This window comes from Wenzhouxiangella limi (assembly GCF_010499265.1).
Lineage (GTDB): Bacteria > Pseudomonadota > Gammaproteobacteria > Xanthomonadales > Wenzhouxiangellaceae > Wenzhouxiangella > Wenzhouxiangella limi.
Map to the genome: position 1 here is coordinate 77,351 of NZ_JAAGSC010000040.1, position 25,245 is coordinate 102,595.

A 25,245-nucleotide genomic window follows, 5' to 3' on the forward strand; every position below is an offset into this window, starting at 1 on the left:
TTCTTCAGGACTTTGCCCATGTCTTCATCCCTCCGCGCCGTCTCGCGTGCCCTGGCCCTGGCCGCCCTGGCCTTGGCCTTTCTGTCCCCGTATGCCGCCGCTCAGAACGAGCCCGAGACCATCGACGATGTGCTCCGGGCCATGCAGAACGAGCGTCAGGAAGTTTCCGAGACCAACCAGGAACGCGAGGCGCGTTTTCGCCGCGAGCAGTCAGAGCAGGAAGCCGCCTTGCGCGAGTTGCGAGCTGAAGTCGACGCCGCCGAAGACGAGGCCAGCCGCCTGGAAAACCTGCGTAACGAACTCGATCGTGAACTGGAAGAGCTGCGCGCCCAGCTTTCCGAGCGCCAGGGTGAGTTTGGCGAGTTGTTCGGGGTCGCCCGCGCTGCAGCTGCCGACCTGAACGAGCAGCTGGAAGATTCGCTGATTTCCACCCAGTTCCCCAATCGTGGCGAAGATCTGGTGCGAATGGCCCAGGCCTCTTCACTGCCGACGATTGCCGAGCTTGAAAACCTGTGGTACACCCTGCTGCAGGAGGCCGGTGAACAAGGTGAAGTCGCCCGCTACGATGCCCAGGTCATTACCTCGGACAATCAGTCAGCCACTGAAACCGTGGTGCGTATTGGCCCGTTCACGGCATTCAGCGACGAAGGTTACATGGTCGCGCGCGAAGGCACCCTGCGGTACCTGGCGCGTCAGCCGGGCCGGGCTGAGGTTGCCGCCGCGCAGCGGGTCTTCGAACACAACGGCCCCGGCGTGGTTCGCGGCCTGGTCGATCCCTCGCTCGGCACGCTGCTGGGCCTGGTCGTTGAAGTCCCCAATCTGCGAGAACGTATCGACCAGGGCGGCGGCATCGGCTACGCCATCGTGGTCGTTGCCATCCTCGGTGTCCTGCTGGCGATTTTCCGCTGGATCATGCTGGCTTTCACCGCGATGAAGGTCAAGTCGCAGATGAAGTCCTCCACGCCGAAGAAGAGCAACCCGCTGGGCCGGGTCATGCTCACCTACGAGGAATACAAGAGCGAGGACCTGGAAACGCTGCAGCTGCGCCTGGACGACGCCGTGCTCAAGGAGCTGCCGAAGCTCGAGTCGGGTCTGAACGTGGTCAAGGTGCTGGCCGCCGTCGCGCCGCTGATGGGCCTGCTGGGTACGGTGATCGGGATGATCGTCACCTTCCAGGCCATCACCCTGTTCGGCACCGGCGATCCCAAACTCATGGCCGGCGGTATCTCGCAGGCGCTGGTGACCACCGTGATGGGCCTGATCGCCGCCATTCCGCTGCTGCTGCTGCACGCGTTTGCTTCCGCCACGGCGCGCCGCGTCGGACAGGTGCTCGAGGAGCAGTCGGTCAGCCTGGTCGCAGAAACCTCCGAAAAGGGCTGATCCCGTGCTTGAGCACCTCTTGCCGGCCAACGTCATCGCCGTCATCGGGGACTACCTCGATGCCGGTGGTCCCGTGGTGGTGGCCCTGCTGGCCAGCACCTTTTTGATGTGGCTGTTGATCAGCGAGCGGCTGGTGTACTTCCTGTTCTCGGCCCGCCGCCTTCTGAAAAGCCAGGAGCAGCGCTGGGACGGGCTGGAGGATCACGGCAGCTGGCAGGCGCACGCTTTCCGCGAGCGCCTGATCTCGGAAGTTCGGGTCGAAAACGAGCGCTTTCTGGGCCCGATCAAGGCGCTGATCGTGATCACGCCGCTGCTGGGCCTGCTGGGCACCGTCACCGGCATGATCGAAGTCTTCCAGGTCATTGTCGACACCGGTTCGTCGAACGCACGCCTGATGGCCTCCGGTATTTCCAAGGCCACGATTCCCACCATGACCGGACTGGCCGTCTCCTTGACCGGGGTTTTTTCCATCAATTTTCTCGAGCGCCGCAATACGCGCTCAGTTGCGGATCTGTCGGAAAATCTCACCGTCGAGGCCGGTCTAGGCTACGGCTCCAAGCGCCGCCTGACTGATTCCGATCAGGAAGCCGCCGACGTCAACATCACGCCGCTGCTCGATATCGTTTTCATCCTGCTGATCTTCTTTATCGTCACGGCGACGTTTCTGGATGAAATCGGCATTGGCCTGACCTCACCGAACCCCGATCCGCCCGAGGAACTCACCCGGCCGCCGCCAACGCTGGTGCTGGCGGTGCGCAGCGATGGTTTCGTGATGGTCGATGATGTCCGCATGGTTGATCCGCGGTCCGTCACACCGATCGTCGAAGCCTTTCGGGCCGAAAAGCCCGAGGGCGTAGTGTTGCTCAACGCGGCCCCGGATGCGCCGGTCGAAACCACCGTCCTGGTGCTGGACCAGGCCCGGCTTGCCGGGGTTGACCCGGCGCTGGCGATCCAGCGCGGCCAATAGACGGAGCGAAAGGAAATGCTAAGACGCAAAAAACGCGAGGCCGACGACAGCGACGTCAACGTGACGCCGCTGCTGGATATCGTGTTCATCATGCTGATTTTCTTCATCGTGACCGCGACCTTTATCAAGGAGCCGGGCGTGGAGGTTCAGCGGCCGGATGCCGATACTGCCGAGCAGCAGCGCCTGGTCTCGATTCTGGTTGCGATTGACTCGTCCAACACGATCTGGATCAACCGCGAAGAAACGCCGCTGGAAGGCGTGCGGCTGGCAATCGAGCGCCTGCGGCGCGAGAACCCGCGCGGCAGCGCGGTCATCCAGGCCGATGGTTCCGCCGATAGCGAATATCTGGTAGAAGTCCTGCAGCAGATTCGTGATGCCGACGTCCAGGACACCGTTGCCGTATCGACCTTGAAATCATGAGTAGCGTGATCAGACTGGTCACCGGGCTTCCCGGTGCGATCATTGTCACTTCGGTGCTGTTCCTGCTGCTGGCCACCGTGATCCAGCAGAATCAGGAAGTCCAGCTTTCCGAAGACCGCTCGGTGGAAATCAACGTGCTGCGCCAGCTTGAAGACACCAGCCAGCAGCGGCCCGAGGATTTTCAGCGCCCGGTGCTGGACCAGCCGCCGCCGCCGCCGCCGACGGTGTCGGATCCCTCGTTCCGACCCAGCATGGCGGTTCAGATGGGCGCGCTGCCGGACTTCTCCGGCACCGACATTGATATCGGCACGGGCTTCAACCCGGATCGCGACGCCCAGCCGCTGGTGCGCATCCCGCCGCAGTATCCGACCCAGTGCATGCGTTCGGCCAGCGAGATCGAAACCGTGGTCGTGGAATTCGATGTCACCCCGGAAGGACAGGTCGTCAACCCGCGGGTGCTCGATGCCACCAATTCCTGCTTCAACCGGGCCGCGCTACGGGCGGTGCAGCGCTGGCGCTACCAGCCCCGGGTCATCGACGGCGTCGCCCAGCCGCGCTACGGTGTACGAACCGCCATTGACTTTGGCATGGAGGAATAGCCTTGCTGCGAACCGCCTTACATTGGCCACTTCTGGCCTTACTCGTGTTCGGTGCGGCGATTGCCCCGCACGCGCAGGCCGACACTCTGACCCCGGCCGTGGCTAACGACCTGCTTGAGGCCTACGAACTGCTGGAAGAAGAAAAAAGCGCGGAAGCCATTACCGCCCTCAATCGCCTGATGGAGCGGCGGGGCGAACGGATGTCGGACTTCGACCGCGCCTCCGTGCTGCAGATTCGCGGATCGGCCTACGTCAACGAAGAAAATTTCGACGCCGCGCTGGATGATTTCGAAGTCGCCATTCGCCTTGGCGCCCTGCCGGAAGAGCAGCAGAACCGTTTGCGCTTCAACATGGCCCAGCTGTATTTCGTGACCGAGCAGTACGAAAAGTCGATCGAGTTTTTCGAGGAATGGATGGCGCTGGATCCGGACATCGATGCCAACACCTATTTCATGCTCGCCGGCGCCAACTACCAGATTCAACGCTACCAGGAATCGCTGGATGCGATCAGCCAGGCGATCGAACTGGCCGAAGAGCCGGAACGCCGATACTATGAGCTCAAGAACGTGCTTTTGAGTGAACTGGAGATGGTGCCCGAGCGCACCGAACTCCTTGCCGAAATGGTGACGATCTGGCCTGACGAGCTGCAGTTCTGGCGCCAGCTGTCTTCTTTGTATCTGCAGCAAAACGAAGAGCTGAAGTCTTTCAGTGCGCTGGAATCGGCGTACCTGGCCGGCCTGATCGAAGACGGCAGCGACATCCTGGTCCTGGCCCAGTTTTATTCTTCGTTCAACAATCCGTATCGCGGCGCCCGCCTGATCGAGCGCGAGATGGAGGCCGGCCGCGTCGAACGGACCGTCGAGAACCTGGAGCTGCTGTCCCAGCTGTGGAGTCAGTCGCGCGAACATCGCGAGGCCATACCCGTGCTCAGCGAAGCCGCCGCGAAGTCGGATACCGGCAATCTTTTCTTCCGACTCGGCCAGGCCTATCTGGCCACCGAAGACAATGAAGCCGCGGCCGAGGCCTTTGAAGACGCCCTCGACAAGGGTGGTCTTGAAGATAACCAGGCCGAAGCCTGGATCTTGCTCGGCAACGCACGTTTCAACCAGGCCGAGCCGGGGGATCGTGAGCAGCGCCGCCTCGCCGACCAGGCCTTCGCCGAAGCCGAGCGTTTTGCCTCGACCCGCGCGCAGGCACGCGACTGGCGTGGCTACATTCGCGCGATCAACGAGACCGAATCGCGCCAGGCTTCGCTGGAGCAGGAGCAGTCCGAGCGGCTTGAAGCGGCCGCCGAGGAGCGCTTCCTGACTGGCTGTCGTGCCCAGCAGCTGGCCGGTACCACTCTTTCGGAGGAATGCGAGGCCGCACTCGAGGCCGCCCGCGAAGCCGAAGAGGCCGAATTCGAAGACCGCTGATTCCGTTCGATCCAGTCGATGATCCCGCCCCCGCCGGCCCGTCCGGCGGGGGCTTTGACTGTCTGCACGTGGCGTATATAGTGTCCCCTTGGCGGTGGTTGCCGATCGGTTTTGACTACGGGACGGTCGCATGGGTTTTGATCGGGACAAACGGGGACAAAAAACGCGGCCAGCGATTGCCGCGCTGCTGCTGTGGCTTTTTGTTTCGTCGGCAGCCGCCGAGAATTACCCGGTGTTTCGTCATATCGGGGTGCTGGACGGTCTGCCTGACCCGGCCGTCGAGGCCATGGTTCAGGATCGTTTCGGTTACGTCTGGATTGGCACCCAGGCCGGTCTGATCCGGCACGAAGGCGATCGCCTCAATCTTCTGCCGCGTGATCCTTCCGATCCCGGCGCGCTGCCCAACAACAACGTCATGACTCTGCACGCTGGCAGTGACGGGATGGTGTGGGCCGCGCTGGAGGATAGCGGTATGGTCGAGATCGGATCCGACCTGCGGATTCGTCGCCACGTCAGGCCTGATGATGACGGCGGGCCGCTGCCCTTCGCCAATATCTGGTCCATCGCCGAAGATTGCGACGGGCGCTTGTGGCTTGCCTTCCCTCGGGGTGGGGTCGGCGTCTATGACCCGATCTCCGAAGATTTCGAAATGTTTCCACAGGAGGAAGGCGCCGGGCTTCACCCAAAAGGTTTTCAAGCCCATCTGATGGTCGATCAGCGCTGCCGTACCTGGCTGGTCCAGACCACGCAGCTCAGCGTTTACGATCCGGCTGTGGATCCCGACCGGTTCACGCCCGTGCTGAGCCCGGGGTCGGACCCATTGGATTTTTTCCTGCATGCCTGGATTTCTCCGCGGGGCGACCTTCTGGTCAGCCGGCAACGGGATCTTTTGGACCTCGGCTCCATCGATCAGGCGCCCGGTGCCATGACGCCGGATATTGTGCGCACCACAACCGGCGTGATCGTTGGCATCGGTGGTTTTCCCGATGGCCGGATTTTTGTCGCCACCGAGGCGGGCCTTGAGGTGTTCGATCCCGAGACCGGCGCGGGCCGGACCATGCTTGCCCAGCCGGATCTACCGTTCAGTCTGCCGGCCTCGAACCTGGGGAGTGCGTACCTGGTTGATGCAGAGGGCGGAGTCTGGCTGGCTGTCCGAGAGGAAGGGCTGGCGTATTTGCCGCCCGACCACGCGGCATTTGCACGGATCCCGCGTCCTGCCGAATCCGGTGACCGTTTGCTGATCGAGCGCATCCGGAGCATTTCGCCGGGATTTGAACCCGAGACCTTGTGGGTGGTGGCCGACTCCGTGCCCTATCGATTGAGCCTGCGCGATGGCTCGCATACCCCGCTGCACGAGGCTTATCCGAGTTTCCCGGCCGATCGCTATTCACGAATGAACATCCTGCAGTTAGTGGAGCGTGAAAGCGATTTGCTGACGTTGCAGCTTCGACACCTGAGTTGGCTGGGTCCGGCCCCGGGGTCAGCAGAGGACTGGATTTCCAAGGACGAAGTGAATCCGAATTTTTTTAAATTCATTCATGAAGCTGATGGCGGGCGCTACTGGCTGGGCATGGGAGACAGCGGCTTGTGGCTGTTCGATCCCGAGGATCGGTCTTCACTCCAGTTTGGGCCCGACCAGCCGAAGCCGCGGTATTTGCCGGAAGGCGCCCCGGTTGCCATGCGTACGGGACCGCGAGGGCAGAAATGGGTGGCGGGCCGGAAAGCCGTTTACCGATACGATGCTGCTGAAGGCTTCGTCCAAAAGCTCGAATGGCCGAATCGACCGATCCGCAGCCTGGCCTGGAACGGGTGGACGCTTTGGGTGGGTAGCGATCATGCGTTGATGCAGTACCGCCTGGTCGACAATGAACTCAACTTGATCCGCACGCTGGACCTGACCGAGCTCACCGAACGAACCACCCTGTTGGAAATCCTGCCCGCCAGCGACGATTCGCAAACGCTGTGGTTGGTGCTGCGTTCCGGGATCGCCCGGCTGGATCTGGAGCGCGGGCTTTTTCGTTCCTACGGCCACGCCGAAGGGCTAGCCCTGAGCGAGTTCAGCCGTGACGCGATCGTCGCCGTTGACGACGGCCGGATCGTTCTTGGAGGCAGCGGCGGCATCGTGACGATCGATCCGTCGCGCCTGCGTCGCGAAACATTCGACCCGCCCGTCTACCTGCGCGCGCTGACGGCAGGCGACCGAAGAATTTCCCTGCCACCCGGTGCGCGCTCCCCGATCGATCTGGCCTGGGACCAAAACTCGGTTCGGTTCGAGTTTTCAGCCTTGACCTATGTCGCGCCTGAGCAAGTTCGCTATCGCGTCCGCCTCGACGGCTGGGACGAGGACTGGCTGGCGCTGGATCGCCAGTCCAGCCTGTATTACAGCAACCTGCCACCCGGCCAGTATCGCTTCGAAGTTCAGGCCGCGGGCCCGGACGGGCGTTGGGGAGAAAGAGGCGATCGCCTGTCCATCCGAATCGCCTCACCACCGTGGGCCTCGCCGCTTGCGGTGCTGGCCTACGCGGTGATGCTGGCAGCAATCCTCGGGTTGACCTGGCGCCAGGTCGGCCGTGCCCGACGCCGTCGCCGAGAGCTGCAGGACGTGTTGCAGAAGCGAAAACTTGCCGAAGGACAGCGCCAGCTTATCCAGCGTCTGAACGCGGACCTGGAGCCGCTAGCGCTGGCGCGCTGCATTGCCGCCGAGATCCAGCGCCTGACGGCGGCGAAAAGCGCCACGATCGGCTATCTTCATGAACTCATGCCGACCGAACTGGTCACCGGCGACGGGCGTGCCGCCATGACCCGCAGCCAATGGCAGCAGCGCTTGCAACAAGCCGACGGGACCGGCGAGCAGGTCATTGATCTGCAAGCCGAGGACGGCGTCATCGCCCGGGTTCTGCTGATCCCCCCGGCCCACGGTTTCGAGGCCGACCATGAGCGCCGACTGGCCTTGCTGGTTGAGGTTGCGGGTCAGTCGCTTCACAACAGCGTGCTTCTCCAGCAGGTCAGGTTGCTGGCCGAGGAGGCCGAGCAGGCCAGCCGCGCGAAATCGGAGTTCCTGGCCACCATGAGCCACGAAATCCGGACGCCGCTACACGGGGTGCTGGGCATGGCGGAACTGCTGCACGAGGGCGCCGGAGACGCTCCCCGTCAGGACTTGCTCAAGACGCTGCGAGCCTCGGGCAAGCAGCTTCAGCGCATCATCGATGACGTGCTCGATATTTCCCGGATCGAGGCAGGACGCCTGGAGTTGCTGAACGAACCTTTCGAGACCGTCTCCCTGCTCGAGCAGGTGGTCGACCTGCACGCGCCTTCGGCGGCCGCCAAGGGCCTGGATCTGCGCTTGCGCATCAGCGCCGGCTTCCCGGTACTCGCTTTCGGCGATAGCGGCAGACTGGCCCAGATTCTGGGCAACCTGCTTAATAACGCCGTCAAATTCACTGGCGAAGGCAGCGTGGAAGTGAGCGCAGAGGTCTGCCCGGATGGACAACTGTTCCTCGCCGTGACCGATACGGGTCCGGGCATCGCTTCGAACCAGATGGAACGTCTGTTTCTGCCCTTCAGCCAGCTTGACGCCAGCCTGAGCCGCGCCCACAGCGGATCCGGGCTGGGACTGGCGATCTGCCGCCGTCTGGCCGAGGGGATGGGCGGCCAGCTGCGCCTGCGCTCCAGCGCCGGGTCGGGCAGCTGCTTTGAGCTGCGCGTGCCGGCCGGCAATCCGTTGCCTCCTCAGCGCTTCACCTCGCTGCTGACCGAGACCCGGCTAACCGCGCTGGTTGATGCGCCCACCTACCGTGTCCTTCTGCGGCTCGCTCGCCGCTGGGGTTTCCGCCTGGAGGACGGGCGGCGTTTGACGCCCCGATCCGGCGCGCTGGTTCTGTTCGACGGCCGCGATGCTGTACTGCGCGCCCAGGCCGTGGCATGGTCTCAAGCCGGATGCACGCTGTTGCGGCTGAATTCGCCTTTTGACCGCGAAGCCCCCGACAACGCGACCGACACGGCATCGATTGCCCTGCGCTGGCCGCTGATCGAAAGCCGATTGCTCTCTGCCTTGCTGGAGCGAGTAGTTTAAACTCAGCCATCAATTGCCATTGAGGAACGACGCATGGAATGGATTGGCCTGGCCTTGATCGTTGCGCTGGCGCTGTTTGCCGTCGTCATTTACAACCGCCTGGTTGCCGCTCGCAACCGCTACAAGAACGCCTTTGCCCAGATCGACGTGCAGCTGACCCGGCGACACGACCTGATTCCCAACCTGGTCGAGGTCGCCAGCAAATACATGAGCCATGAGCGTGAGACGCTTCAGGCCGTGATCGAGGCGCGCAACGGAGCGGCTTCGCAGCTCAAGGCCGCTTCCAGCGATCCGACCAACCCCGAGGCGATGAAAAAACTCGGCGCGGCCGAGCAGGGGCTTTCGGGCGCCCTGGGCCGGCTGTTCGCGCTGTCGGAGAACTACCCGGATCTCAAGGCCAATCAGAACATGATGCAGCTTTCCGAGGAGCTCACCAGCACCGAAAACCGGGTGGCCTTCGCTCGCCAGGCCTTCAACGATGCGGTGATGAGCTACAACATCCTGCGCGAAAGTTTCCCGAATAATCTCATCGCCAACACCTTCAACTTTCAGCCGGCGCAGCTGCTCGACATCGAGGACCCGGCCAAGCGCGAGGCGGTCCAGGTCAGCTTCGGGTAACCCGGCCGACTCGCCGACGGTTCGGCCGTGAACTTCTTCGAGCACCAGGACCGGGCGCGCCGGCAAAGCCGGTTCCTGATCTTTCTGTTCGCGCTCGCAGTCGCGGCCGTCATCCTTGCCGTCAATGTGGTTTTGTTGGCGTCCCTGGGGGTATCCAACGCCACGAGCGCAGCGACAGGCGCCGGCTTCTTACGGGCCAACGCCGGTCTGATCCTGGGCTCGAGCCTGGTGACCGGCGCCGTTATCGGTCTGGCCAGCCTGTATCGCACGCTGCAGCTGCGCGCCGGCGGCGGGGAAATTGCCCGCTCGCTGGGCGGCACTGCGATCGACCCGGCCACCACCGATCCACTCAGGCGCAGGTTGTACAACGTAGTCGAGGAAATGGCGATCGCCTCGGGCGTGCCGGTGCCGGAAGTGTTCGTGCTCGAGCACGAGCAGGGTATCAACGCCTTTGCGGCCGGTTTTTCGCCGACGGACGCCGCCGTGGCGGTCACCCGCGGCACCCTGGAGCATCTGGACCGCGATGAACTCCAGGGTGTGGTGGCGCACGAATTCAGCCATATCTTCAACGGCGACATGCGCCTGAACATTCGCCTGATCGGCTTTCTGTTCGGCATTCTGATCCTGGCCATCATTGGTCGGCGGCTGTTGTTTTCCGCCCGCTTTGCCCGCGATTCCCGCAACGCGGCCCCGGCGGTGATGATGGGTCTGGTGGTCGTTCTGATCGGTTATGTCGGCCTGTTTTTCGGGCGCTGGATCAAGGCGGCGGTTTCACGCCGGCGGGAGTTCCTGGCAGACGCATCGGCGGTGCAGTTTACCCGCCACCCCGAAGGTATGGCCGGCGCACTGAAAAAAATCGGCGCGCTGTACGCCAGTTCCTTTATGACCACGGATGCCGAGGAAATCGGCCACATGTTGTTTGCGCGCGGCATGGGGCGGCAGATGTTTGCCACGCATCCGCCGCTCGAAGAGCGCATCCGGGCGATTGATCCCGACTTCCATCCGTCTGAATTCAAGGCGCTGGCGGCGAGCCTGGACCGGCATGCCCAGGCGCGCCGGGCCGAGGCCGAGCAGGCGGCCGAAAAAAGTCCTGGACCTGCCGGCGGCCCGGGTGGGCTGCCGCTTGATCCCGACCACCTTGCCGAAGCCATCGGCCAGCCGGACCTGCAGCAGATTTTCTTGGCCGCCGCACTGACCGCCGCGATGCCGTCGGCGCTGGAGCGTGCGGCGCACTCGGATGAATGGGCGCAGGAGGTCATCTGCTTTCTGCTCCTCAGCGCCGAGACCGAGATTCGCGAACGGCAGCTGCTGCTGATCGCCCGTTCGCTGGGCAGCGAGAGCGAGCGCCAGGTGTCCATTCTCTGGCAGGAAGGTCAGGCCCTGAATCGAGCACAGCGGTTACCCCTGCTGGAAATGGCTTTTCCGGGGTTGCGCCGCCGGCCGCACAAGGAATTGATCGGCCTGATGGGCCTGATCGATGAACTGATCAGTGCCGACGGCCATGTTGATGTATTCGAGTACAGCCTCGCCCGGCTGACTTCTGCCCAGATTCTGGAGCTGATGCACCCGGATCGGGCGCGGCCCGGGGGATCGAAGACGCTGGCCGGAATGAACACCGAGGTGGCGCAAGTGATGGGTCTGCTGGCACTTCACGGCCATCCCGACAGTCCGGAAGCGGCGCTATCGGCTTTTCAGGCGGGCATGAAGGGTCTGGCCGATGCGGCGCCGGAGCGGCTGCCCGAAATGGACGGCTGGCCTGAGCGCCTGGACTCGGCGCTTCGACGACTGGACAAGCTGCGGCCCAAGGCCAAGCAAGCGCTGGTTGCCGGCCTGGCCCGTTGTGCCCTCCATGATGAGCACGTCGTCCAGCAAGAGCTGGAGTTGCTCAGGGTCATCGGCGGCCTGCTGCACGTGCCGCTGCCCTTGCTGGCGGGCCGCAGCGAGGAGACCGTCAGTCGTCGAGGGTGAATCCGACTTCGATCGTGACCTGCCAGTGCTGGATACCGCCATCCTCGATATGACCGCGAGTCTCGAGCACTTCGAACCAGCGCAGGTTTTTCAGGGACTCCGAGGCCTTGGTGACGGCACGACGCACGGCGTCATCGCTGCTTTCGGTCGAGGACCCGGTCAGGCGAATCTGCTTGTAGACATGATCGGACATGGAACGTCGCTCCTGTTGCTTGCAAATGAATCGGCAGACTAACAGTTCGACCGGCATGACGCCGTCGCTGCGGCGCTATTTATCCGGATTCGTTTCATCACCTTCCATTTGAACTTCCATGGAATATTCGATCTGACGCTCTTTCAGCCGCGTCGGCGGATTGATCCAGACGATACGTACGCCTGCGGTCTTGGCCACGCGCTCTACGGCTTGAACTTGCTCTCCGTTGTATTCGCGCGTTTTCACCGTGCCGGTATCGGTTGTGGCGCAGCCGGTCAACAGCACCACAGCGAACAGCAAAAAGGGTCGTAGCAGTCGATAGGGCATGACAGATCTCCTGTTTTTAAGCTCCGCGTAGAGCCTATGACATCCATAGTAGACCCAAGAACAGGTGGTCTCGTCAAATCGGCCTCACGTGGCTTGGGCCATCCGGACTGCGTGCCCATCGAGCAGCCGAATCGCGCCAGTGGCTGCGGTATGCTTTGCACCCTGTCAAAAAAAGATGGAGACCTAAGGATGCCTAGCTGCAAGGACTCAGCCCGCCAAGCGCACTTGACGGTGCATCGGATTCGACCCCGGCGCGTGCTGATGTCGATTTTTCTGCTGGGCATTCTGACGGCTTGTGCCACGCCCGAGCCGGCGTCCGTTGATGGGTCTGGTGCACCGCGACCGTCGGCCGGGGAAGTGACCGCCGGCGTCGCCGCCGCCCACCCGCTGGCGGTGGAGGCCGGGCTGGACGTTCTGGCTCGTGGCGGCACGGCCGCGGACGCCGCGGTTGCCGTGCAGGCCATGCTGGGACTGGTGGAGCCGCAGAGCTCGGGCATCGGCGGTGGGGCTTTCCTGCTCCATTACGCCGCCGACAGCGGGGAGATCACCGCCTTCAGCGGTCGCGAGACCGCACCGGCCGGCGCCGAGCCGGACATGTTTCTCGATGCCGAGGGCGAACCCTTGAGCTGGTTCGAGGCCATCGTCGGCGGCCGTGCGGTTGGCGTGACGGGCGTGATGCCCATGCTGGGCGCGGCGCAGCAGCGTTTCGGTGCCCTGCCTTGGTCGGCCTTGTTCGATGCCTCGATCGGTGCGGCCGAAGACGGTTTCGAGGTGCCGCAGCGCCTGGCCCGCTTCGCCGCCGGCGGACGCTGGCCGCAGGCCGAGGTGCCAGACGTGATCGAGTTGTTCACCAACGCCGAAGGCGAGACCATTTCCGCCGGCGAGATCTGGCGCAACCCCGCCTACGGCCAGACCCTGCGGCGCATGGCCGAGCGCGGTCCGCGCACCCTGCTGGAGCCGCCGATCTCGACCCGCATCATCGAGCGGGCCAGCCAGCCGCCGCTGCCCGGCACGCTGGTCCAGGCCGATTTCGATGCCTACGCCCCGGTCATGTCCGAGGCGATCTGCGGGGGCTTTCTCGACCACCGCGTGTGCGTTCCGCCGCCGCCGTCCAGCGGCGTCGCCCTCCTGCAGATGCTGGCCCTGCTCGAACACACCGATATCGATCAGCGCGGTCCCGACGACCCGGTGGCCTGGCTGCAGTTTGCCGAGGCCAGCCGCCTGATGTATGCCGATCGCAACCAGTACGTGGCCGACCCGGCGTTTGTCGATGTGCCGGTGGCCGGGCTGCTGGATCCCGCCTACGTGGCCGAGCGCGCCGAACTGATCGGCGATCGCGCCGGCTCGCTGCCGGAGGCCGGGTCCCCGCCCGGACTGGCCTGGGCGCCGGACGACCGTTTCCGCCACACCGGCACCAGCCACTTCGTGGTGGTCGATGCGGCGGGCAACGTCGTCACCATGACCACCTCGGTCGAATCGATCTTCGGTACCGGCCGGACCGTGGGCGGCTTTTTCCTCAACAATCAGCTGACCGATTTTTCCTTCGTCCCGGAAGTCGACGGCGTGCCGGTGGCCAACGCGGTCGAGCCGGGCAAGCGGCCGCGCTCTTCCATGTCGCCGGTGCTGGTGTTTGACGTAGACGATCGGCTGGTCGCCGCCCTGGGCTCGCCCGGCGGCTCGGCTATCCTGGCCTACAACGCCAAGACCATCGTCGGTTTACTGGCCTGGGAACTGAGCCTGCAGGACGCCATCGACCTGCCCAATCTGGTCACCCTGGGCGAGAACTTCTTCGGCGAGGCATCGAAGTTTCCGGAGGATGTGCGCACCGGCCTGGTCGAGCTCGGCATCGACGTCCAGCCGGGCCGCGGCGAGGAGTCGGGCCTGCACGGCGTGGTGTTCCATGCCGACGGCCGGGTTGAAGGCGCGGCCGATCCCCGACGGGAAGGCATCTGGCGCACGCTGGTCGACCAGGAAGGATAAGTCAGAGCCAGCCGTATTGTCACGACTCCGGTTGTGGACACGGACTCAATGTCGTAGATCGGCGCGAGCTCCAATCGGGGGTCCTTGGAAGCGGGATCCCAGAAGAAGGCGAGGTTGCCAAAGTGACGATCGTTGTTGTGTATGAGCTGTCCGAAGGCCTCGGTCAGCAATATTCGGCTGCCGATGTTGATAGCTACATCCAAGCCCGTGCGCACGGTAACGTTGTCTCGATGCCAAAGGCCAAATCTTGGCGCAGCTAATCTATTCCCGCCAAGCGCTATCGGATCTTGATCGGCGCATTGATTTTCTGCTCGAAACGGACCCGACTGCGGCAGTAGAAACCGCAGAGCTCATTTCAGAGGCAATACAAATTCTTGGGAATCATCCGCTCATCGGGCGGGTCGCTGAGCTGGACATGAGGGAGTTGGTCATCTCACGCGGTCGGACTGGCTATCTTGCGCTGGACATTGACGAGGAGGCGCACGATGCGGTGCTGATTCTTGCAATCCGGCATCAACGAGAAGCTGGCTTTGTTACGGAATAGGTGACTGTTAGTGCGTCGTGGCGCTTTGGGCATTCAATGGCAACCGGGAATTCGGTTACGGATAGTCGTCTTCGCGCTGATGGCGAATTGCAACAACCGTCACGGTTTGATGGTCTTCGATCTCGAATAGCGCGACGTAGCCCGCCCCTCCAAAAGGAATGATCAGCTCGCGCAGCAGCGGATGTTCATGGTCGGCCTGGCGGCAGGAGAAGGGAAATTCTTCCAGAAATGACCAGGCGCGTTCGATGATTTGCAGAGCCCGTTCTGCTGCCGGCGGGTCGCGCTCCACCAGAAAGCGGTACAGCCGTTCAATGTCCGCCTTCGCTTCCAGCGTGAAGCGGACGCGGTAGCTCATTTTCCCTGTCTGGATTCGTCGAGGATGGCGTTCAGCGACCCCATCACTTCATCTTTCGATGCGTAGTGCCCGGTAGATTTGGCGAGCTCCGAGGAGCCTAGTCCGCGGGCCACGAACGCGTTCTGGATCTTCCGGCGTTCGATTTGTTTGCGCAAGGCTTCTTCGGAGAAGTTGCTCAGCGACTCCCCTTCTCTCAGGACGCTTTCCGCTTCCCGGCGCAGTTCCGGGGTCACGCGCAGCGGTGGAATGGTGGCGGTTTTCATGGGCGACTCACAATGCATTGCATATGCAATACATGTTATACCCGCGATGTCCATGCGGCAAGACCGGCTGAAAGCTGGCTCGATTTTTTCAGACGCCGGCGTTGCGTTTTTCAATTGATTTTATCGGGCTAGGGGTGATACTGACGCCGAACAAGGGCTCCAGCCAGCGGATGTGCAGCACGATCAAGTGATGGATCAGCGCGCAGCCGACGATCGTACCGGCCAGCACCAGCACGGCCTCGAACGCGCCGTTGGCGCGGGCTTCCACCCAGGCCTGGATGGGCACGATGGCGAGCATGCCGAAGATCAGCGGCAACAGCAGCAGGCTCGTGCGGCGCACCGCCAGCCTGCCCGGGCGCTGTGGCGCTGGTACAAGCCCCGGGTCGACGAGCCGGCCTATCCCGACCGCTTTCTGGTCAAGATGTTGGGCCGGGAATTTCTCGTCCCGGCCATGGATATTGAATATGCCCAGGCTGCGGGCAACTACGCCAACCTGGTCGTCGGCGGGCGCGAGTACCCGCTTCGCAGCACCATGAAGGGCCTGCTGCAGCGACTGGATCCCGAGCGATTTCGCCGCGTGCACCGCAGCTACCTGGTTCGCATTGATCAGGTGACCGAGATCAAGCCGCTGGAAAGCGGCGATGCCCGGCTCACGTTGAGCAGCGGCGCCGTCGTGCCCTGCTCGCGCCGCTATCGCGCCGAGCTGTCCTGAATCCGATGCGCGCGCCGTCTTTGATGGCGGTCTCGACGAATGATAGCGTGGCCAGTTAGTGGCCCACTAGACTACTTTCCCGGGCGCATGAACCAGCACTGGTGAATGCGCTGGTTGCGCTGGAAGTCCTTCGGGATCGACCAGGCGGTGCGGTCCTCGACGGCGTAGCGGGTTGCCAGGGAGGGATCGAGGCGGAACTTGCGCAGATTGGTCGAAAAGATCAAGGTGCCCTCGGGCTTGAGCAGGTCCATGGCGTCGGTGATGAGTGCGACGTGATCGCGCTGAATGTCGAGGGTGTCGTCCATGCGCTTGGAGTTGGAAAAGCTCGGCGGGTCGAGAAAGATCAGATCGAATCGCTTTGGACAGTCTTTGATCCAGCGCATGCAGTCGGCGCGCACCAGTTCGTGGACCGGGCTGTTGAGCTGGTTGAGGTGCAGGTTGCTGCGCGTCCAGTCCAGGTAGGTGGCCGACAAATCAACGCTGGTGGTGCTGGCCGCACCGCCTAAGCCGGCGTGAACCGTGGCCGCACCGGTGTAGCAGAACAGGTTCAAAAAATCCTTGCTGTGAGCGTTTTCCCCGATCCAGCGCCGGACCGGTCGATGATCGAGAAACAGGCCGGTGTCGAGGTAGTCGGTCAGGTTGATCAGCAGGCGGCAGGGCCCTTCGCGCACTTCAAGAAACTCCTCGCGCTCGCCCTGCCGGGCGTACTGGCGCTCGCCGCGCTGACGCTCGCGCACCTTGAACACCAGCCGCTGCGGTTCGGTCTCCAGCACCCCGGGCAGCACGCTCAAGGCTGAGCGCAGCCGTGACTGGGCGCGCGCCGGATCGATGCTGGCCGGCGGGGCGTATTCCTGCACGTGCAGCCAGCGGCCGTCGGTGGTCTCGTAGACGTCCACGGCCAGGGCGTACTCGGGGATATCGGCGTCGTAGACGCGGTAGCAGCTGACGTCCTCGCGGCGCAGCCAGCGGGCCAGCTGGCGCAGGTTCTTGGTGATCCGGTTGACCAGGTCGGGGGCGGCTTCACTGCAGTCCTCGTCGCGGCGCTCACCGATCTCGAAGCGCTCCAGCCGGCACTCCAGCGGACCGTTGAAGAACTGCCAGCTCTGCTCGGGCTTCAGGCCGAGGCGGCCGTCGGCGCCGTTGAGCACCATCGCCCGCCAGCCCGGAAAATGGCGCTTGAGGGTCTCGCCCAGGCGCAGGTACAGGGGAATAAGCTCGTGGCGCTCGGCCAGGCGCTCGCCGTAGGGTGGGTTGGTGGCGACCAGGCCGCAAGCGGCGTCGGCGGGCGGCCGGGCCCGGGCGATTTCGCGCTGCTCGACGCTGATCTGGTCGGCCAGGCCGGTCCGGCGCAGATGGGCCAGGCTCGCGGCCACCGATTCGGGGTCGTAATCGTAGCCCGCGATGTTGGGCAAGGATTTAAGCCCGCGCTCCTGGCGCTCCAGCGCCTCCTCCAGCAGTTCTTTCCAGACGCTCTCGTCGTGGCCGCGCCAGCCAAAAAACCCGAACCGGGTCCGCAGCAGCCCGGGTGCGGTATCGCTGGCCAGCCAGGCCGCCTCAATCAGCAGGGTGCCGGAGCCGCACATCGGGTCGACGAATCCACCGCCTGCCGTTGCCACGTCGCGCCAGCCGCCGCGCACCAGCATGGCCGCGGCCAGGTTTTCCTTCAGCGGCGCGATCCGACCCTCGCGCCGGTAGCCGCGCCGGTGCAGGCTGTCGCCGGCCAAGTCGATGGCGACCGTGGTGGCGGTGCCTGCCATGTGCACGTTGATGCGCACATCCGGGGTCTCGGTATCGACCGACGGCCGGCTGCCGGTGCGCTCGCGGATCTGGTCGACCACGGCGTCCTTGACCCGCTGCTCGGCAAAGCGGCTGTGGCCGATAGCCGCCCGGATACCGGTGAAATCCACCGCCAGGGTCTGCTCGGGGCCGAGGTGGGCCGACCAGTCGATCTGCCCGACGCCTTCGTACAAGGCTTGCTCGTCGGCGGCCTCGAACTGACCGACCGGCAGCAGCACGCGATTGGCCAGGCGCGACCACAGGCAGGCGCGGTAGGCGCCGGCAAGATCATCCGAGAATTCAACCCCGCCGCGGCGGACGCGGATGCCGCCCAGCCCCAGGCCGCGCAGTTCTTCGGCCAGCAATTCTTCCAGCCCGTGCGGGGCGGTGGCAAACAGCGGCTTCATGATCGACGAGGCAGCCCCGGAACCCGAATCTGCAGCACTTGTCGCTAGGCCGCTTCGGCGGTCTTGGGCACCGGCTTGGCCAGGGCTTCACCCAGAATCAGGTCGCAGGCTTTTTCCGCGATCATCACGGTCGGGGCGTTGGTGTTGCCACCGACCAGCGACGGCATCACCGAGGCATCGATCACCCTCAAGCCCTCGATGCCGCGCACGCGCAGTTCGGGATCCACCACCGCATGCTCGTCGCTGCCCATGCGGCAGGTGCCGACCGGGTGGTAGATGGACTCGGCCTTGGCGCGGATGAAGTCGATCAGGCCGGCGCGCGTGGTGACCTCGTTGCCCGGATAAATCTCATGGCCGCGGAACGGCTTGAAGGCCGGCTGGTTGAGTACCTCGCGCGACAGGCGCACGCACTCGAGCATCATTTCCAGATCTTCCGGCGCGCTCAGATACTGGGGCTGGATGGCCGGCGGCCGGCGCGGATCGTCGGAGTGCAGGCCGATGCGGCCGCGGCTGGCCGGTCTGAGCGGGCAGGCGTGCAGGGTGTAGCCGTCGCCGGGCAGGCGGTTGCGGCCGTGATCGTCGAGCAGGGCGGGCACGAAATGCATCTGGACGTCGGGGCGGTCGTCGCGCCCGCGTCCGCTGACCAGAAAACCTCCGCCCTCGGCGATGTTGGAGGTGCCTTCGCCCTCGTGGTAGAGGAAGTACTTCAAGCCGACTCTGAGCTCGCTCAACTGGTCGTAGGTGATGGGCTGCGAGCAGCGGGTCAGGGTGCAGATGTCGAGGTGATCCTGCAGGTTGGCGCCGACGCCGTCCAGCGCATGCCGAACCTTGATTCCGGCGCGCTCCAGTTCAGCGGCCGGCCCGATCCCCGACAGCATCAGCAGCTGCGGCGAGTTGATCGCGCCGCCGGCGAGCAGCACTTCGGCCCGGGCCCGGGCGATGTGGGTCATCCCGCGGCGCTGGTAGCGCACGCCGGTGGCCCGCTGTCCGTCCAACTCCACGTTCAGGGTCAGGGCGCCGGTCAGCACCGTCAGGTTGGGGCGCGATCGGGCCGGGCGCAGGTAACCGACCGCGGTCGAGCAGCGCCGGCCGCCGCGCTGGGTGACCTGGTACAGCCCGAAACCACGCTGGGTCGGACCGTTGAAGTCGCGGTTGACGGCAAACCCGGCCTGTTCGGCGGCCCGGATAAAGACCTCGCTCAAGGGGTTGAAGTACGACAGGTCCTCGACGCTCAAGGGGCCGCCGACGCCGTGCAGCTCTGATTCACCGCGCGCCTGGTTCTGCGAGCGGATGAAATACGGCAGGACCTCGTCGAAGCTCCAGCCGGGATTGCCGGCTTCGGCCCAGTCGTCGTAGTCGCTGCGGTGGCCGCGGATGAAACACATCGCGTTGATCGAGCTCGAGCCGCCCAGTACCCGGCCCCTGGGCCAGTACAGGCGCCGGTTGTTGAGCTGGGGCTCCGGCTCGGTCTGGTAGTTCCAGTTCAGCGAGGTGAAATTGACCAGCTTGGCCAGCCCCGCGGGCATGTGGATAAAGGGATTCCAGTCGCGCGGGCCTGCCTCAAGCAGCAAGACACGGCAGTTCGGATCGGCGCTGAGCCGATGGGCCAGAACGCAGCCGGCCGAGCCGGCGCCAACGATGATGTAGTCGTAAGTCTTGGCCATGTAAACAGCGTCCGCAGCGTTGAAAGACAGTCTATCGCACCACCCAGCATAGGCTTGGGAATTAGAGCCGGCAGTCTAGGATGGCTCTTCGTCGAGGGCGTCAGAGGCGATTGAGCTGGTTGGCCTCTTCCAGCCCTGAGAGCGGGCAACTGGGGTTACGGGTCAGCGCGAGCAGCTTGAATTTTTCGCCCATTTCTCCAGGCAGGATCAGGCGCTTGAGTTCGCCGGCCAGGCGCAGGCGCTCGCGCTCATCTTTCTCCCGTTCGACCGCCTCATGCGTGCCCATGGCGAGCAGGAAGTCGGCCTGGGTGGTGAATCCTGCCACTTCCAGGCCGCAACCCACGCCGCCGGCGGCCAGGGCGCTGAAGTCGACGAAGGCCGAAAGGTCGGTCAAGCCCGGCCAGACGAAGGGGTCGAAATGGGCGCGATGACGGTAATGGCAGACCAGGGTGCCGCCGGCGCGCTCGGGCAGGTAGTACTCGCTTCGCGGGTAGCCGTAGTCGAACAGCAGCAGCGCGCCTTGTGCAAGCGGTTGGGAAACGGTTTGCAGCCAGCCCGGCAGGTCCAGGCAGATTTCGCTGACGTAGCCTTCGGGCAATCCGTATCCCAGGTCTTTTTCGAGTTGCTCAAAGGCGCGCTGCAGGCGCGGTTGCGGCCGCTCAAGCGCCCACTCCAGGCGCGTGTTGCCGACCTGAACACAGCGTTCGCGCAGACCCTGGGCCGTGACCTCGAACAGGCTCACCGGCAGCGCGTCGGCGACCTCGTTGGCCACGATCACGCCGCTGAAGGGCTGCTCCGGCGGCGCAGCCAGCCATTCGACGCGCCGAGCCAGGTCGGCCGGCAGGTCGGCGAGGGTCTCGCGCTGGATTTGGCGAAGCGCGGCGCTGGGTTCGAGGATCAGGTAGCGCTGGGGAGTACGCTCAAGCGCGTTAAGCAGATCGCGCGCCAGCGCGCCCGAGCCGGCCCCGGGCTCCATGATCGTGTAGGGGGCATCCAGCGCGGCGGCGAGCTGGTCGATCTGACCGGCCAGGGCAATGGAAAAAAGACTGCCCTGCTCCGGGGCGGTGACGAAATCGCCGGCCTGGCCGAACTTGAGCAGGCCGTTGACGTAATAGCCCAGGCCCGGCTCGTAGAGCGCCATGGCCATGTAGCGGTCGAAGGGCATGGGTCCGTCGCGCAGGATTTCATCGGCGATGCGCTCGCCCAGGCGCTGGCTCAGCTTGGCCAGTTCATGCGGCGGATCCGGGAGCTGCAGCGCGGTGGGCGGACGGTTCATGCAGTCTGGTTGTCCTTGGAACTTCGTGGCCGGGATTGTAGCGATTCACCGTGCTGAGACGGCTTTGTCCACACGCAAAGAGTAAACTGATGGGCTTGTCTTTTTGCCCGGAGCCGACCGTCGTGCCTGAATTTTCGACCAACGCAGCTTGCGCCATCATCACCGGCGGTGTCCGCCGCATCGGCGCCGAGATCGCCCGCACCCTTCATCGGCGCGGCCTGAGCGTTTGCCTGCACTACCGCGGCTCGGAGCAGCCGGCCCAGGAGCTGGCCGATGCGCTCAACGGCGAGCGCGCCGGCTCGGCCGCGCTGGTGCAGGCCGACCTGGCTGATCCAGGTGCCGGCCAGACCATCCATGATGCCGCACTCGAGGCTTTCGGTCGCATCGATGTGCTGATCAACAACGCTTCGGCCTTTTACCCCACGCCGGTCAAGCAGGCCACCCAGGCGCACTGGGACGATCTGTTCGCCAGCAACGCGCGCGGGCCATTTTTCTTGAGCCGGACCTGCGCCCCGGAACTGGCGCGCCGTCCGGGAGCGATCGTCAACCTGGTCGATATCCATGGCCTGGTGCCGCTCAAAGACAACAGCGTCTATTCCATGGCCAAGGCCGCGCTGGTGATGCAGACCCGGGCCCTGGCCAAGGACCTGGCGCCGATGATTCGGGTCAATGGCGTGGCCCCGGGCTCGATTCTGTGGCCCGAAGGCGAGTCCGATAGCGGTGAGGAAGCGCAGCGCGAAATCCTGCAGAAAGTGCCGCTCCAGCGTCAGGGAACCCCGGCCGATATCGCCGGGGCGGTCGCGTTCCTGGCCCTGGATGCGCCTTACGTGACCGGCCAGATTCTGGCCGTCGACGGCGGCCGGCTGCTCAACATGTAGCCAGCGGCTCAGCCGCGCTCGTCAATGCCCACGTAGTCGCGCGCGCTGTGCCCGGTATAGATCTGCCGGGGGCGGCCGATGCGATGCGGGGTGGCCGCCTGTTCCAGCCACTGCGCCACCCAGCCCACGGTCCGGCCGATGGCAAACATCGGCGTGAACATGCTGGTCGGGATACCGAGCGCCTTGTAGATGATGCCGGAGTAGAAATCGACGTTGGGATAGAGCTTGCGCTCGACGAAGTAATCGTCTTCCAGGGCGATTTTCTCAAGCTCCATGGCCAGGTCCAGCAAGGGATCGGTCTGGCCCAGGTCGGCCAGCACGTCATGACAGGCCTTGCGGATGATGCGAGCGCGCGGGTCGAAGTTCTTGTAAACCCGATGGCCGAAGCCCATCAGCCGGAAGGGATCGTTCTTGTCCTTGGCTTTCTTGACGTATTCACCGACCCGGCTGACGTCGCCGATTTCGTTGAGCATGTTGAGCACGGCCTCGTTGGCGCCACCGTGGGCCGGGCCCCACAGGGCCGCGATGCCGGCCGCGACACAGGCGTAAGGGTTGGCGCCGGTCGAGCCGACCAGGCGCACGGTCGAGGTCGAGGCGTTCTGCTCGTGGTCGGCGTGCAGGATGAACAGCAGGTCGAGCGCACGCGCGGCCACCGGATTGACCTCGTAGGCCTCGGCCGGGACCGAGAACATCATGTGCAAGAAGCGCTCGGCGTAATTGAGCGAGTTGCGCGGATAGGCGCTGGGCCAGCCCATGTAATGCCGATAGGCGGCCGCGGAGACGGTCGGCATCTTCGCGATCATGCGCTTGGCCGCCAGTTCGCGATGGGCCGGATCGTTGACGTCCAGGTTGGCCTGGTAGAAACCGGCCATGGAGGCGATCACGCCCGACAGGATAGCCATCGGGTGGGCGTCGTAGTGGAAGCCGCCGATAAAGGTATTGACCTGCTCGTGGACCATCGTGTGGTAGGTGATGTCGCGCTCGAACGCGGCAAGTTCGGTGCTGGAAGGCAGGTCTCCGTAGAGCAGCAGGTAGGAGACCTCCAGGAAACTGGAGCGCTCGGCCAGTTGCTCGATCGGGTAGCCGCGGTAGCGCAGGATGCCCTCGGTGCCGTCGATGAAGGTGATGTCGCTTTTGCAGCTGGCCGTGGTGCCATAGCCCGGGTCGTAGGTGAAATAACCCAGTTCAGGATTGAGCCGGGTGATGTCCATGGTGGGATCGCCTTCGGTCCCGGCCAGGATCGGCAGGTCAAGGGTTTTTCCGGAGTCGGGGTCAGTCAGGGTCAGTTTGCGGTCGGTCACCGGGTTCTCCTTCAGCCGTTGGGATTCTTCAGGGCTGGCAGCGGGGGAGTTCCCGTGCCGCTGGTCCAGAAGACCTAGTATCTCACAGGCCTGTTGCACACTGCATCAGGCTGCCGGAGTTCAAACCCGCGGCCACTGCTCGGCATCGATGGATTCCCGGTAGGCGTGCCAGGTCGCATGGCCGATGACCGGCAAAACGACGGCAAAGGCGAGCCACGCCGTCACGATACCGAGCAACACGCCAGCCATGATGATCAGCGCCCAGAGCGCCATGGCCGGCTTGTTGCGAAGCACAGCGTTGGTGCTGGTGATGACGGCCGTCACGGCATCAACCTTTCGCTCCATCAGCATGGGCAGGGAGAACGCGCTGGCGGTGAAGATGACCAGGCAGAACAGGGCGCCGACCGCGCTGCCGATGCCCAGAAACCAGGCCAGGTCGTTCCAGTCCGGGTTGCTGGTCTGGGGGAAGAAGATGTAGAGCGTGTTGGCCGCCCGTGCCCAGATCAACAACACCACGACCAGGATGACCGCAAACACTAGGGTGGCGCTGACGGACTGCGCGCAATCGGCAAGGCTGCGCGCCAGGGAGGGACGTTCACCGCGCTCCAGGCGCTGGCTGATCGCGTAAAGCGTCATGGCCAGCCATGGACCGACAAAAACAAAGCCAGACATCAGTCCCAGGTAGAGACCGAGGTTGCCCCACAGCCAGGCCGCAAGGCTGATTGCATAGCTCAGCGCGACCATTATCAGTCCGAAGGCCAGGCTCTGGCGCGGGGCGGCTTTCAGGTCGGCCCAGCCCTTTTTCAGCCATCGCAGCGGAGCGCAGGCCTTCAGCGACCGGCACGGTGCGAGCATGGGCAGTTCAGCGTCTGGTGTCGGGGTTTTGGACATGGCTGTCAAGCCGCGATCCCGAGTTCCCAGCCCGGGAACACCAGCACCGCCGGATGGCAGCCAAGCGCGCGGGCGAGCGTCTTGCCGGACAGCTTGCTGTCGACCTTGCGGTGCTCAACAATCTGCCACATAGCAAAGATGGTATAGGTCCGCTTCGGACGGGTCAAGCGCGACCATCGGCGCGACGAGACGGCCAATGACGAGGCTTCATGCGCCGTCGGGAAGCGTCTGGTTATGCTCCTGCAGCACGGCGCACAGATCAGCATCGATGTCCGGCAGGCAGGCGTTGAGGTGTTTTTTGAAGGCCGCGGCCGCCGGCGTGATCTGGCGGCCCTGGCGCTGGATCAGGTGCCAGTTGACCGGGACCGGCAGCTCTCGGATCCCGACCAGTGCGAGACGTCCGACCTGAAGCTCGAGCAAGACCGCGTGCAGCGACATGATCGCCACGCCGTGGCCACTCATCACGGCCTGCTTGATCGCTTCGTTGCTTCCCAGTTCCAGCGCTGGATCCAGCTTCACGCCAAACGGCCTGAGCCAGTCCTCGGTCCACATCCGCGTGCCCGAGCCGGGTTCTCGAACCAGAATGCGCTCCCCGGAGATCTGGTCGGCCGTCAGGTCCCGCCGCTGCACCCATGGATGATCTGGGGCGGCGACCATCACCAGCGGATTGAGGCCGACCGATTCGCTGACCACGCCGGCGCTTTGCGGCGGCCGGGTCATCAGGTAGGCGTCGTCGAGCCCGTCCTCGAGGCGCTTCAGCAGCTGAGCGCGCGGCACGATGGTCAGGCTCGCCTGGATGCCGGGGTGGTCTTTCTGGAACTGCCCGATCAGCGGGGGAAGAATGTACTCAGCGGTCGAGGCCGCGGCAATGCTCAGGCGCCCGCGCTCGATGCCCTTGCGCGCGGCCAGCCGCTGGCGCAGCAGCTGCAGTTCGTCGTCGATCTGGCGCGCGGCAGCGACGGCATCGCGCCCGGCGCCGGTCAGCCGCAGCTTGCGGCTGCTGATCTCGTAGAGCGGGAATCCCAGCGTCTCGGCCAGCTGCGAGAGCTGAATTGACAGGGTGGGCGGGGTCAGGTGAAGACGCTGGGCGGCCGCGCTGATCGAACCTTCCTCGGCGACCGTGCGCAGGACTCTCAACTGGTGCAGGGTGGGTTTCACGTCTTTTTAAGGAATAGATTTATATCTAATTATAGTCTCTTAAATTTTAACTTTAATCTACTTATCAAGGAAGCTACATTG

General features: G+C 64.3%; 24 protein-coding genes. 12 read left to right on the forward strand and 12 right to left on the reverse strand.

Features of this window, described 5'->3' with window-relative positions:
- Positions 1–18 precede the first annotated feature (18 nt).
- The 8 genes from G3I74_RS07545 (at position 19) to G3I74_RS07580 (ending at position 11,439) form a co-directional block, all read left to right on the forward strand.
- Positions 19–1,380 (forward strand): MotA/TolQ/ExbB proton channel family protein, encoded by a 1,362-nt coding sequence (locus G3I74_RS07545; protein WP_164210977.1) that lies wholly within the window; start codon positions 19–21, stop codon positions 1,378–1,380.
- 4 nt (positions 1,381–1,384) lie between these two features.
- A complete protein-coding gene (locus G3I74_RS07550; RefSeq protein WP_164210978.1) occupies positions 1,385–2,347 on the forward strand; it encodes a biopolymer transporter ExbD in 963 nt (320 codons plus the stop codon).
- 15 nt (positions 2,348–2,362) lie between these two features.
- Positions 2,363–2,767, forward strand: coding sequence for an ExbD/TolR family protein (locus tag G3I74_RS07555; protein ID WP_164210979.1), 405 nt, complete (start codon positions 2,363–2,365; stop codon positions 2,765–2,767).
- Positions 2,764–3,366 carry an energy transducer TonB gene (locus G3I74_RS07560; protein WP_164210980.1) on the forward strand — a complete coding sequence of 201 codons (603 nt, stop codon included), beginning with the start codon at positions 2,764–2,766 and terminating at the stop codon, positions 3,364–3,366. Before G3I74_RS07555 ends, G3I74_RS07560 begins: the two co-directional genes overlap by 4 nt.
- A 2-nt stretch (positions 3,367–3,368) precedes the next feature.
- Entirely contained in the window at positions 3,369–4,781 is a 1,413-nt protein-coding gene (locus G3I74_RS07565) for a tetratricopeptide repeat protein (RefSeq protein ID WP_164210981.1), read from the forward strand.
- Between the two features lie 130 nt (positions 4,782–4,911).
- The gene (locus tag G3I74_RS07570) at positions 4,912–8,853 is read left to right on the forward strand and encodes a sensor histidine kinase (RefSeq protein ID WP_164210982.1); all 3,942 of its coding nucleotides are present in this window, start codon (positions 4,912–4,914) and stop codon (positions 8,851–8,853) included.
- A gap of 33 nt (positions 8,854–8,886) precedes the next feature.
- Positions 8,887–9,471: a LemA family protein gene (locus tag G3I74_RS07575; RefSeq protein WP_164210983.1), complete on the forward strand. Its 585-nt coding sequence runs from the start codon at positions 8,887–8,889 to the stop codon at positions 9,469–9,471.
- Between the two features lie 27 nt (positions 9,472–9,498).
- Entirely contained in the window at positions 9,499–11,439 is a 1,941-nt protein-coding gene (locus G3I74_RS07580; protein WP_164210984.1) for a M48 family metalloprotease, read from the forward strand.
- Here the strand turns inward: G3I74_RS07580 and G3I74_RS07585 are convergent.
- Together G3I74_RS07585 and G3I74_RS07590 are read right to left on the reverse strand one after the other, a co-directional pair.
- Positions 11,423–11,632 carry a dodecin gene (locus G3I74_RS07585; RefSeq protein WP_164210985.1) on the reverse strand — a complete coding sequence of 70 codons (210 nt, stop codon included), beginning with the start codon at positions 11,630–11,632 and terminating at the stop codon, positions 11,423–11,425. The two genes, G3I74_RS07580 and G3I74_RS07585, sit on opposite strands and share 17 nt — an antisense overlap.
- A gap of 75 nt (positions 11,633–11,707) precedes the next feature.
- Positions 11,708–11,959: a hypothetical protein gene (locus tag G3I74_RS07590; RefSeq protein ID WP_164210986.1), complete on the reverse strand. Its 252-nt coding sequence runs from the start codon at positions 11,957–11,959 to the stop codon at positions 11,708–11,710.
- A gap of 261 nt (positions 11,960–12,220) precedes the next feature.
- Here G3I74_RS07590 and G3I74_RS07595 point away from each other — a divergent pair, with 261 nt between their 5' ends.
- Both G3I74_RS07595 and G3I74_RS07600 read left to right on the forward strand, forming a co-directional pair.
- Positions 12,221–13,939 (forward strand): gamma-glutamyltransferase family protein, encoded by a 1,719-nt coding sequence (locus G3I74_RS07595; protein ID WP_203594614.1) that lies wholly within the window; start codon positions 12,221–12,223, stop codon positions 13,937–13,939.
- A 247-nt stretch (positions 13,940–14,186) separates the two neighbouring features.
- Positions 14,187–14,483 (forward strand): type II toxin-antitoxin system RelE/ParE family toxin, encoded by a 297-nt coding sequence (locus G3I74_RS07600; protein WP_164210988.1) that lies wholly within the window; start codon positions 14,187–14,189, stop codon positions 14,481–14,483.
- 55 nt (positions 14,484–14,538) lie between these two features.
- Here G3I74_RS07600 and G3I74_RS07605 read toward each other — a convergent pair whose 3' ends face one another.
- The 3 genes from G3I74_RS07605 to G3I74_RS15695 all read right to left on the reverse strand — a co-directional run bounded on the left by G3I74_RS07605 (position 14,539) and on the right by G3I74_RS15695 (position 15,441).
- The gene (locus G3I74_RS07605) at positions 14,539–14,838 is read right to left on the reverse strand and encodes a type II toxin-antitoxin system RelE/ParE family toxin (RefSeq protein ID WP_164210989.1); all 300 of its coding nucleotides are present in this window, start codon (positions 14,836–14,838) and stop codon (positions 14,539–14,541) included.
- The gene (locus tag G3I74_RS07610; RefSeq protein WP_164210990.1) at positions 14,835–15,101 is read right to left on the reverse strand and encodes a YlcI/YnfO family protein; all 267 of its coding nucleotides are present in this window, start codon (positions 15,099–15,101) and stop codon (positions 14,835–14,837) included. The genes G3I74_RS07605 and G3I74_RS07610 overlap by 4 nt, the downstream gene beginning before the upstream one ends.
- 88 nt (positions 15,102–15,189) lie before the next feature.
- Complete coding sequence (locus tag G3I74_RS15695) at positions 15,190–15,441, reverse strand: hypothetical protein (protein ID WP_203594615.1); 252 nt, start codon at positions 15,439–15,441, stop codon at positions 15,190–15,192.
- Positions 15,442–15,522: 81 nt separating this feature from the next.
- On the opposite strand from G3I74_RS15695, the gene G3I74_RS15700 reads away from it, so the two are divergent.
- Positions 15,523–15,813 (forward strand): LytTR family DNA-binding domain-containing protein, encoded by a 291-nt coding sequence (locus tag G3I74_RS15700; RefSeq protein WP_275401499.1) that lies wholly within the window; start codon positions 15,523–15,525, stop codon positions 15,811–15,813.
- 71 nt (positions 15,814–15,884) lie between these two features.
- On the opposite strand, the gene rlmKL is transcribed toward G3I74_RS15700, so the two are convergent.
- From rlmKL to G3I74_RS07630, 3 genes are all read right to left on the reverse strand, one after another.
- Positions 15,885–17,996 (reverse strand): bifunctional 23S rRNA (guanine(2069)-N(7))-methyltransferase RlmK/23S rRNA (guanine(2445)-N(2))-methyltransferase RlmL, encoded by a 2,112-nt coding sequence (rlmKL, locus tag G3I74_RS07620; protein WP_164210992.1) that lies wholly within the window; start codon positions 17,994–17,996, stop codon positions 15,885–15,887.
- A gap of 44 nt (positions 17,997–18,040) precedes the next feature.
- The gene (locus G3I74_RS07625) at positions 18,041–19,660 is read right to left on the reverse strand and encodes a GMC family oxidoreductase (protein ID WP_164210993.1); all 1,620 of its coding nucleotides are present in this window, start codon (positions 19,658–19,660) and stop codon (positions 18,041–18,043) included.
- A 100-nt stretch (positions 19,661–19,760) separates the two neighbouring features.
- Positions 19,761–20,936, reverse strand: coding sequence for a class I SAM-dependent methyltransferase (locus tag G3I74_RS07630; protein WP_239056728.1), 1,176 nt, complete (start codon positions 20,934–20,936; stop codon positions 19,761–19,763).
- Between the two features lie 89 nt (positions 20,937–21,025).
- On the opposite strand from G3I74_RS07630, the gene G3I74_RS07635 reads away from it, so the two are divergent.
- Entirely contained in the window at positions 21,026–21,814 is a 789-nt protein-coding gene (locus tag G3I74_RS07635) for a pteridine reductase (RefSeq protein ID WP_164210994.1), read from the forward strand.
- Between the two features lie 8 nt (positions 21,815–21,822).
- Here G3I74_RS07635 and G3I74_RS07640 read toward each other — a convergent pair whose 3' ends face one another.
- The 4 genes from G3I74_RS07640 to G3I74_RS07655 all read right to left on the reverse strand — a co-directional run bounded on the left by G3I74_RS07640 (position 21,823) and on the right by G3I74_RS07655 (position 25,164).
- Positions 21,823–23,115 (reverse strand): citrate synthase, encoded by a 1,293-nt coding sequence (locus G3I74_RS07640; RefSeq protein ID WP_164210995.1) that lies wholly within the window; start codon positions 23,113–23,115, stop codon positions 21,823–21,825.
- Between the two features lie 120 nt (positions 23,116–23,235).
- Entirely contained in the window at positions 23,236–24,006 is a 771-nt protein-coding gene (locus G3I74_RS07645) for a DUF2189 domain-containing protein (protein WP_164210996.1), read from the reverse strand.
- Between the two features lie 5 nt (positions 24,007–24,011).
- Positions 24,012–24,173, reverse strand: coding sequence for a hypothetical protein (locus G3I74_RS07650; RefSeq protein ID WP_164210997.1), 162 nt, complete (start codon positions 24,171–24,173; stop codon positions 24,012–24,014).
- A gap of 40 nt (positions 24,174–24,213) precedes the next feature.
- Positions 24,214–25,164, reverse strand: a complete 951-nt coding sequence (locus G3I74_RS07655; protein ID WP_164210998.1) for a LysR substrate-binding domain-containing protein — start codon at positions 25,162–25,164, stop codon at positions 24,214–24,216.
- Between the last annotated feature and the right edge of the window lie 81 nt (positions 25,165–25,245).

Bases quoted from the DNA above. Each gene is read 5' to 3' on its own strand.
- G3I74_RS07545 (WP_164210977.1), top strand. From the start codon at position 19: ATGTCTTCATCCCTCCGCGCCGTCTCGCGTGCCCTGGCCCTGGCCGCC.
- G3I74_RS07555 (WP_164210979.1), top strand. From the start codon at position 2,363: ATGCTAAGACGCAAAAAACGCGAGGCCGACGACAGCGACGTCAACGTG.
- G3I74_RS07560 (WP_164210980.1), top strand. From the start codon at position 2,764: ATGAGTAGCGTGATCAGACTGGTCACCGGGCTTCCCGGTGCGATCATT.
- G3I74_RS07570 (WP_164210982.1), top strand. From the start codon at position 4,912: ATGGGTTTTGATCGGGACAAACGGGGACAAAAAACGCGGCCAGCGATT.
- G3I74_RS07575 (WP_164210983.1), top strand. From the start codon at position 8,887: ATGGAATGGATTGGCCTGGCCTTGATCGTTGCGCTGGCGCTGTTTGCC.
- G3I74_RS07585 (WP_164210985.1), bottom strand. From the start codon at position 11,632: ATGTCCGATCATGTCTACAAGCAGATTCGCCTGACCGGGTCCTCGACC.
- G3I74_RS07590 (WP_164210986.1), bottom strand. From the start codon at position 11,959: ATGCCCTATCGACTGCTACGACCCTTTTTGCTGTTCGCTGTGGTGCTG.
- G3I74_RS07595 (WP_203594614.1), top strand. From the start codon at position 12,221: ATGTCGATTTTTCTGCTGGGCATTCTGACGGCTTGTGCCACGCCCGAG.
- G3I74_RS07605 (WP_164210989.1), bottom strand. From the start codon at position 14,838: ATGAGCTACCGCGTCCGCTTCACGCTGGAAGCGAAGGCGGACATTGAA.
- G3I74_RS07610 (WP_164210990.1), bottom strand. From the start codon at position 15,101: ATGAAAACCGCCACCATTCCACCGCTGCGCGTGACCCCGGAACTGCGC.
- G3I74_RS15700 (WP_275401499.1), top strand. From the start codon at position 15,523: ATGTTGGGCCGGGAATTTCTCGTCCCGGCCATGGATATTGAATATGCC.
- rlmKL (WP_164210992.1), bottom strand. From the start codon at position 17,996: ATGAAGCCGCTGTTTGCCACCGCCCCGCACGGGCTGGAAGAATTGCTG.
- G3I74_RS07625 (WP_164210993.1), bottom strand. From the start codon at position 19,660: ATGGCCAAGACTTACGACTACATCATCGTTGGCGCCGGCTCGGCCGGC.
- G3I74_RS07630 (WP_239056728.1), bottom strand. From the start codon at position 20,936: ATGAACCGTCCGCCCACCGCGCTGCAGCTCCCGGATCCGCCGCATGAA.
- G3I74_RS07635 (WP_164210994.1), top strand. From the start codon at position 21,026: ATGGGCTTGTCTTTTTGCCCGGAGCCGACCGTCGTGCCTGAATTTTCG.
- G3I74_RS07645 (WP_164210996.1), bottom strand. From the start codon at position 24,006: ATGTCCAAAACCCCGACACCAGACGCTGAACTGCCCATGCTCGCACCG.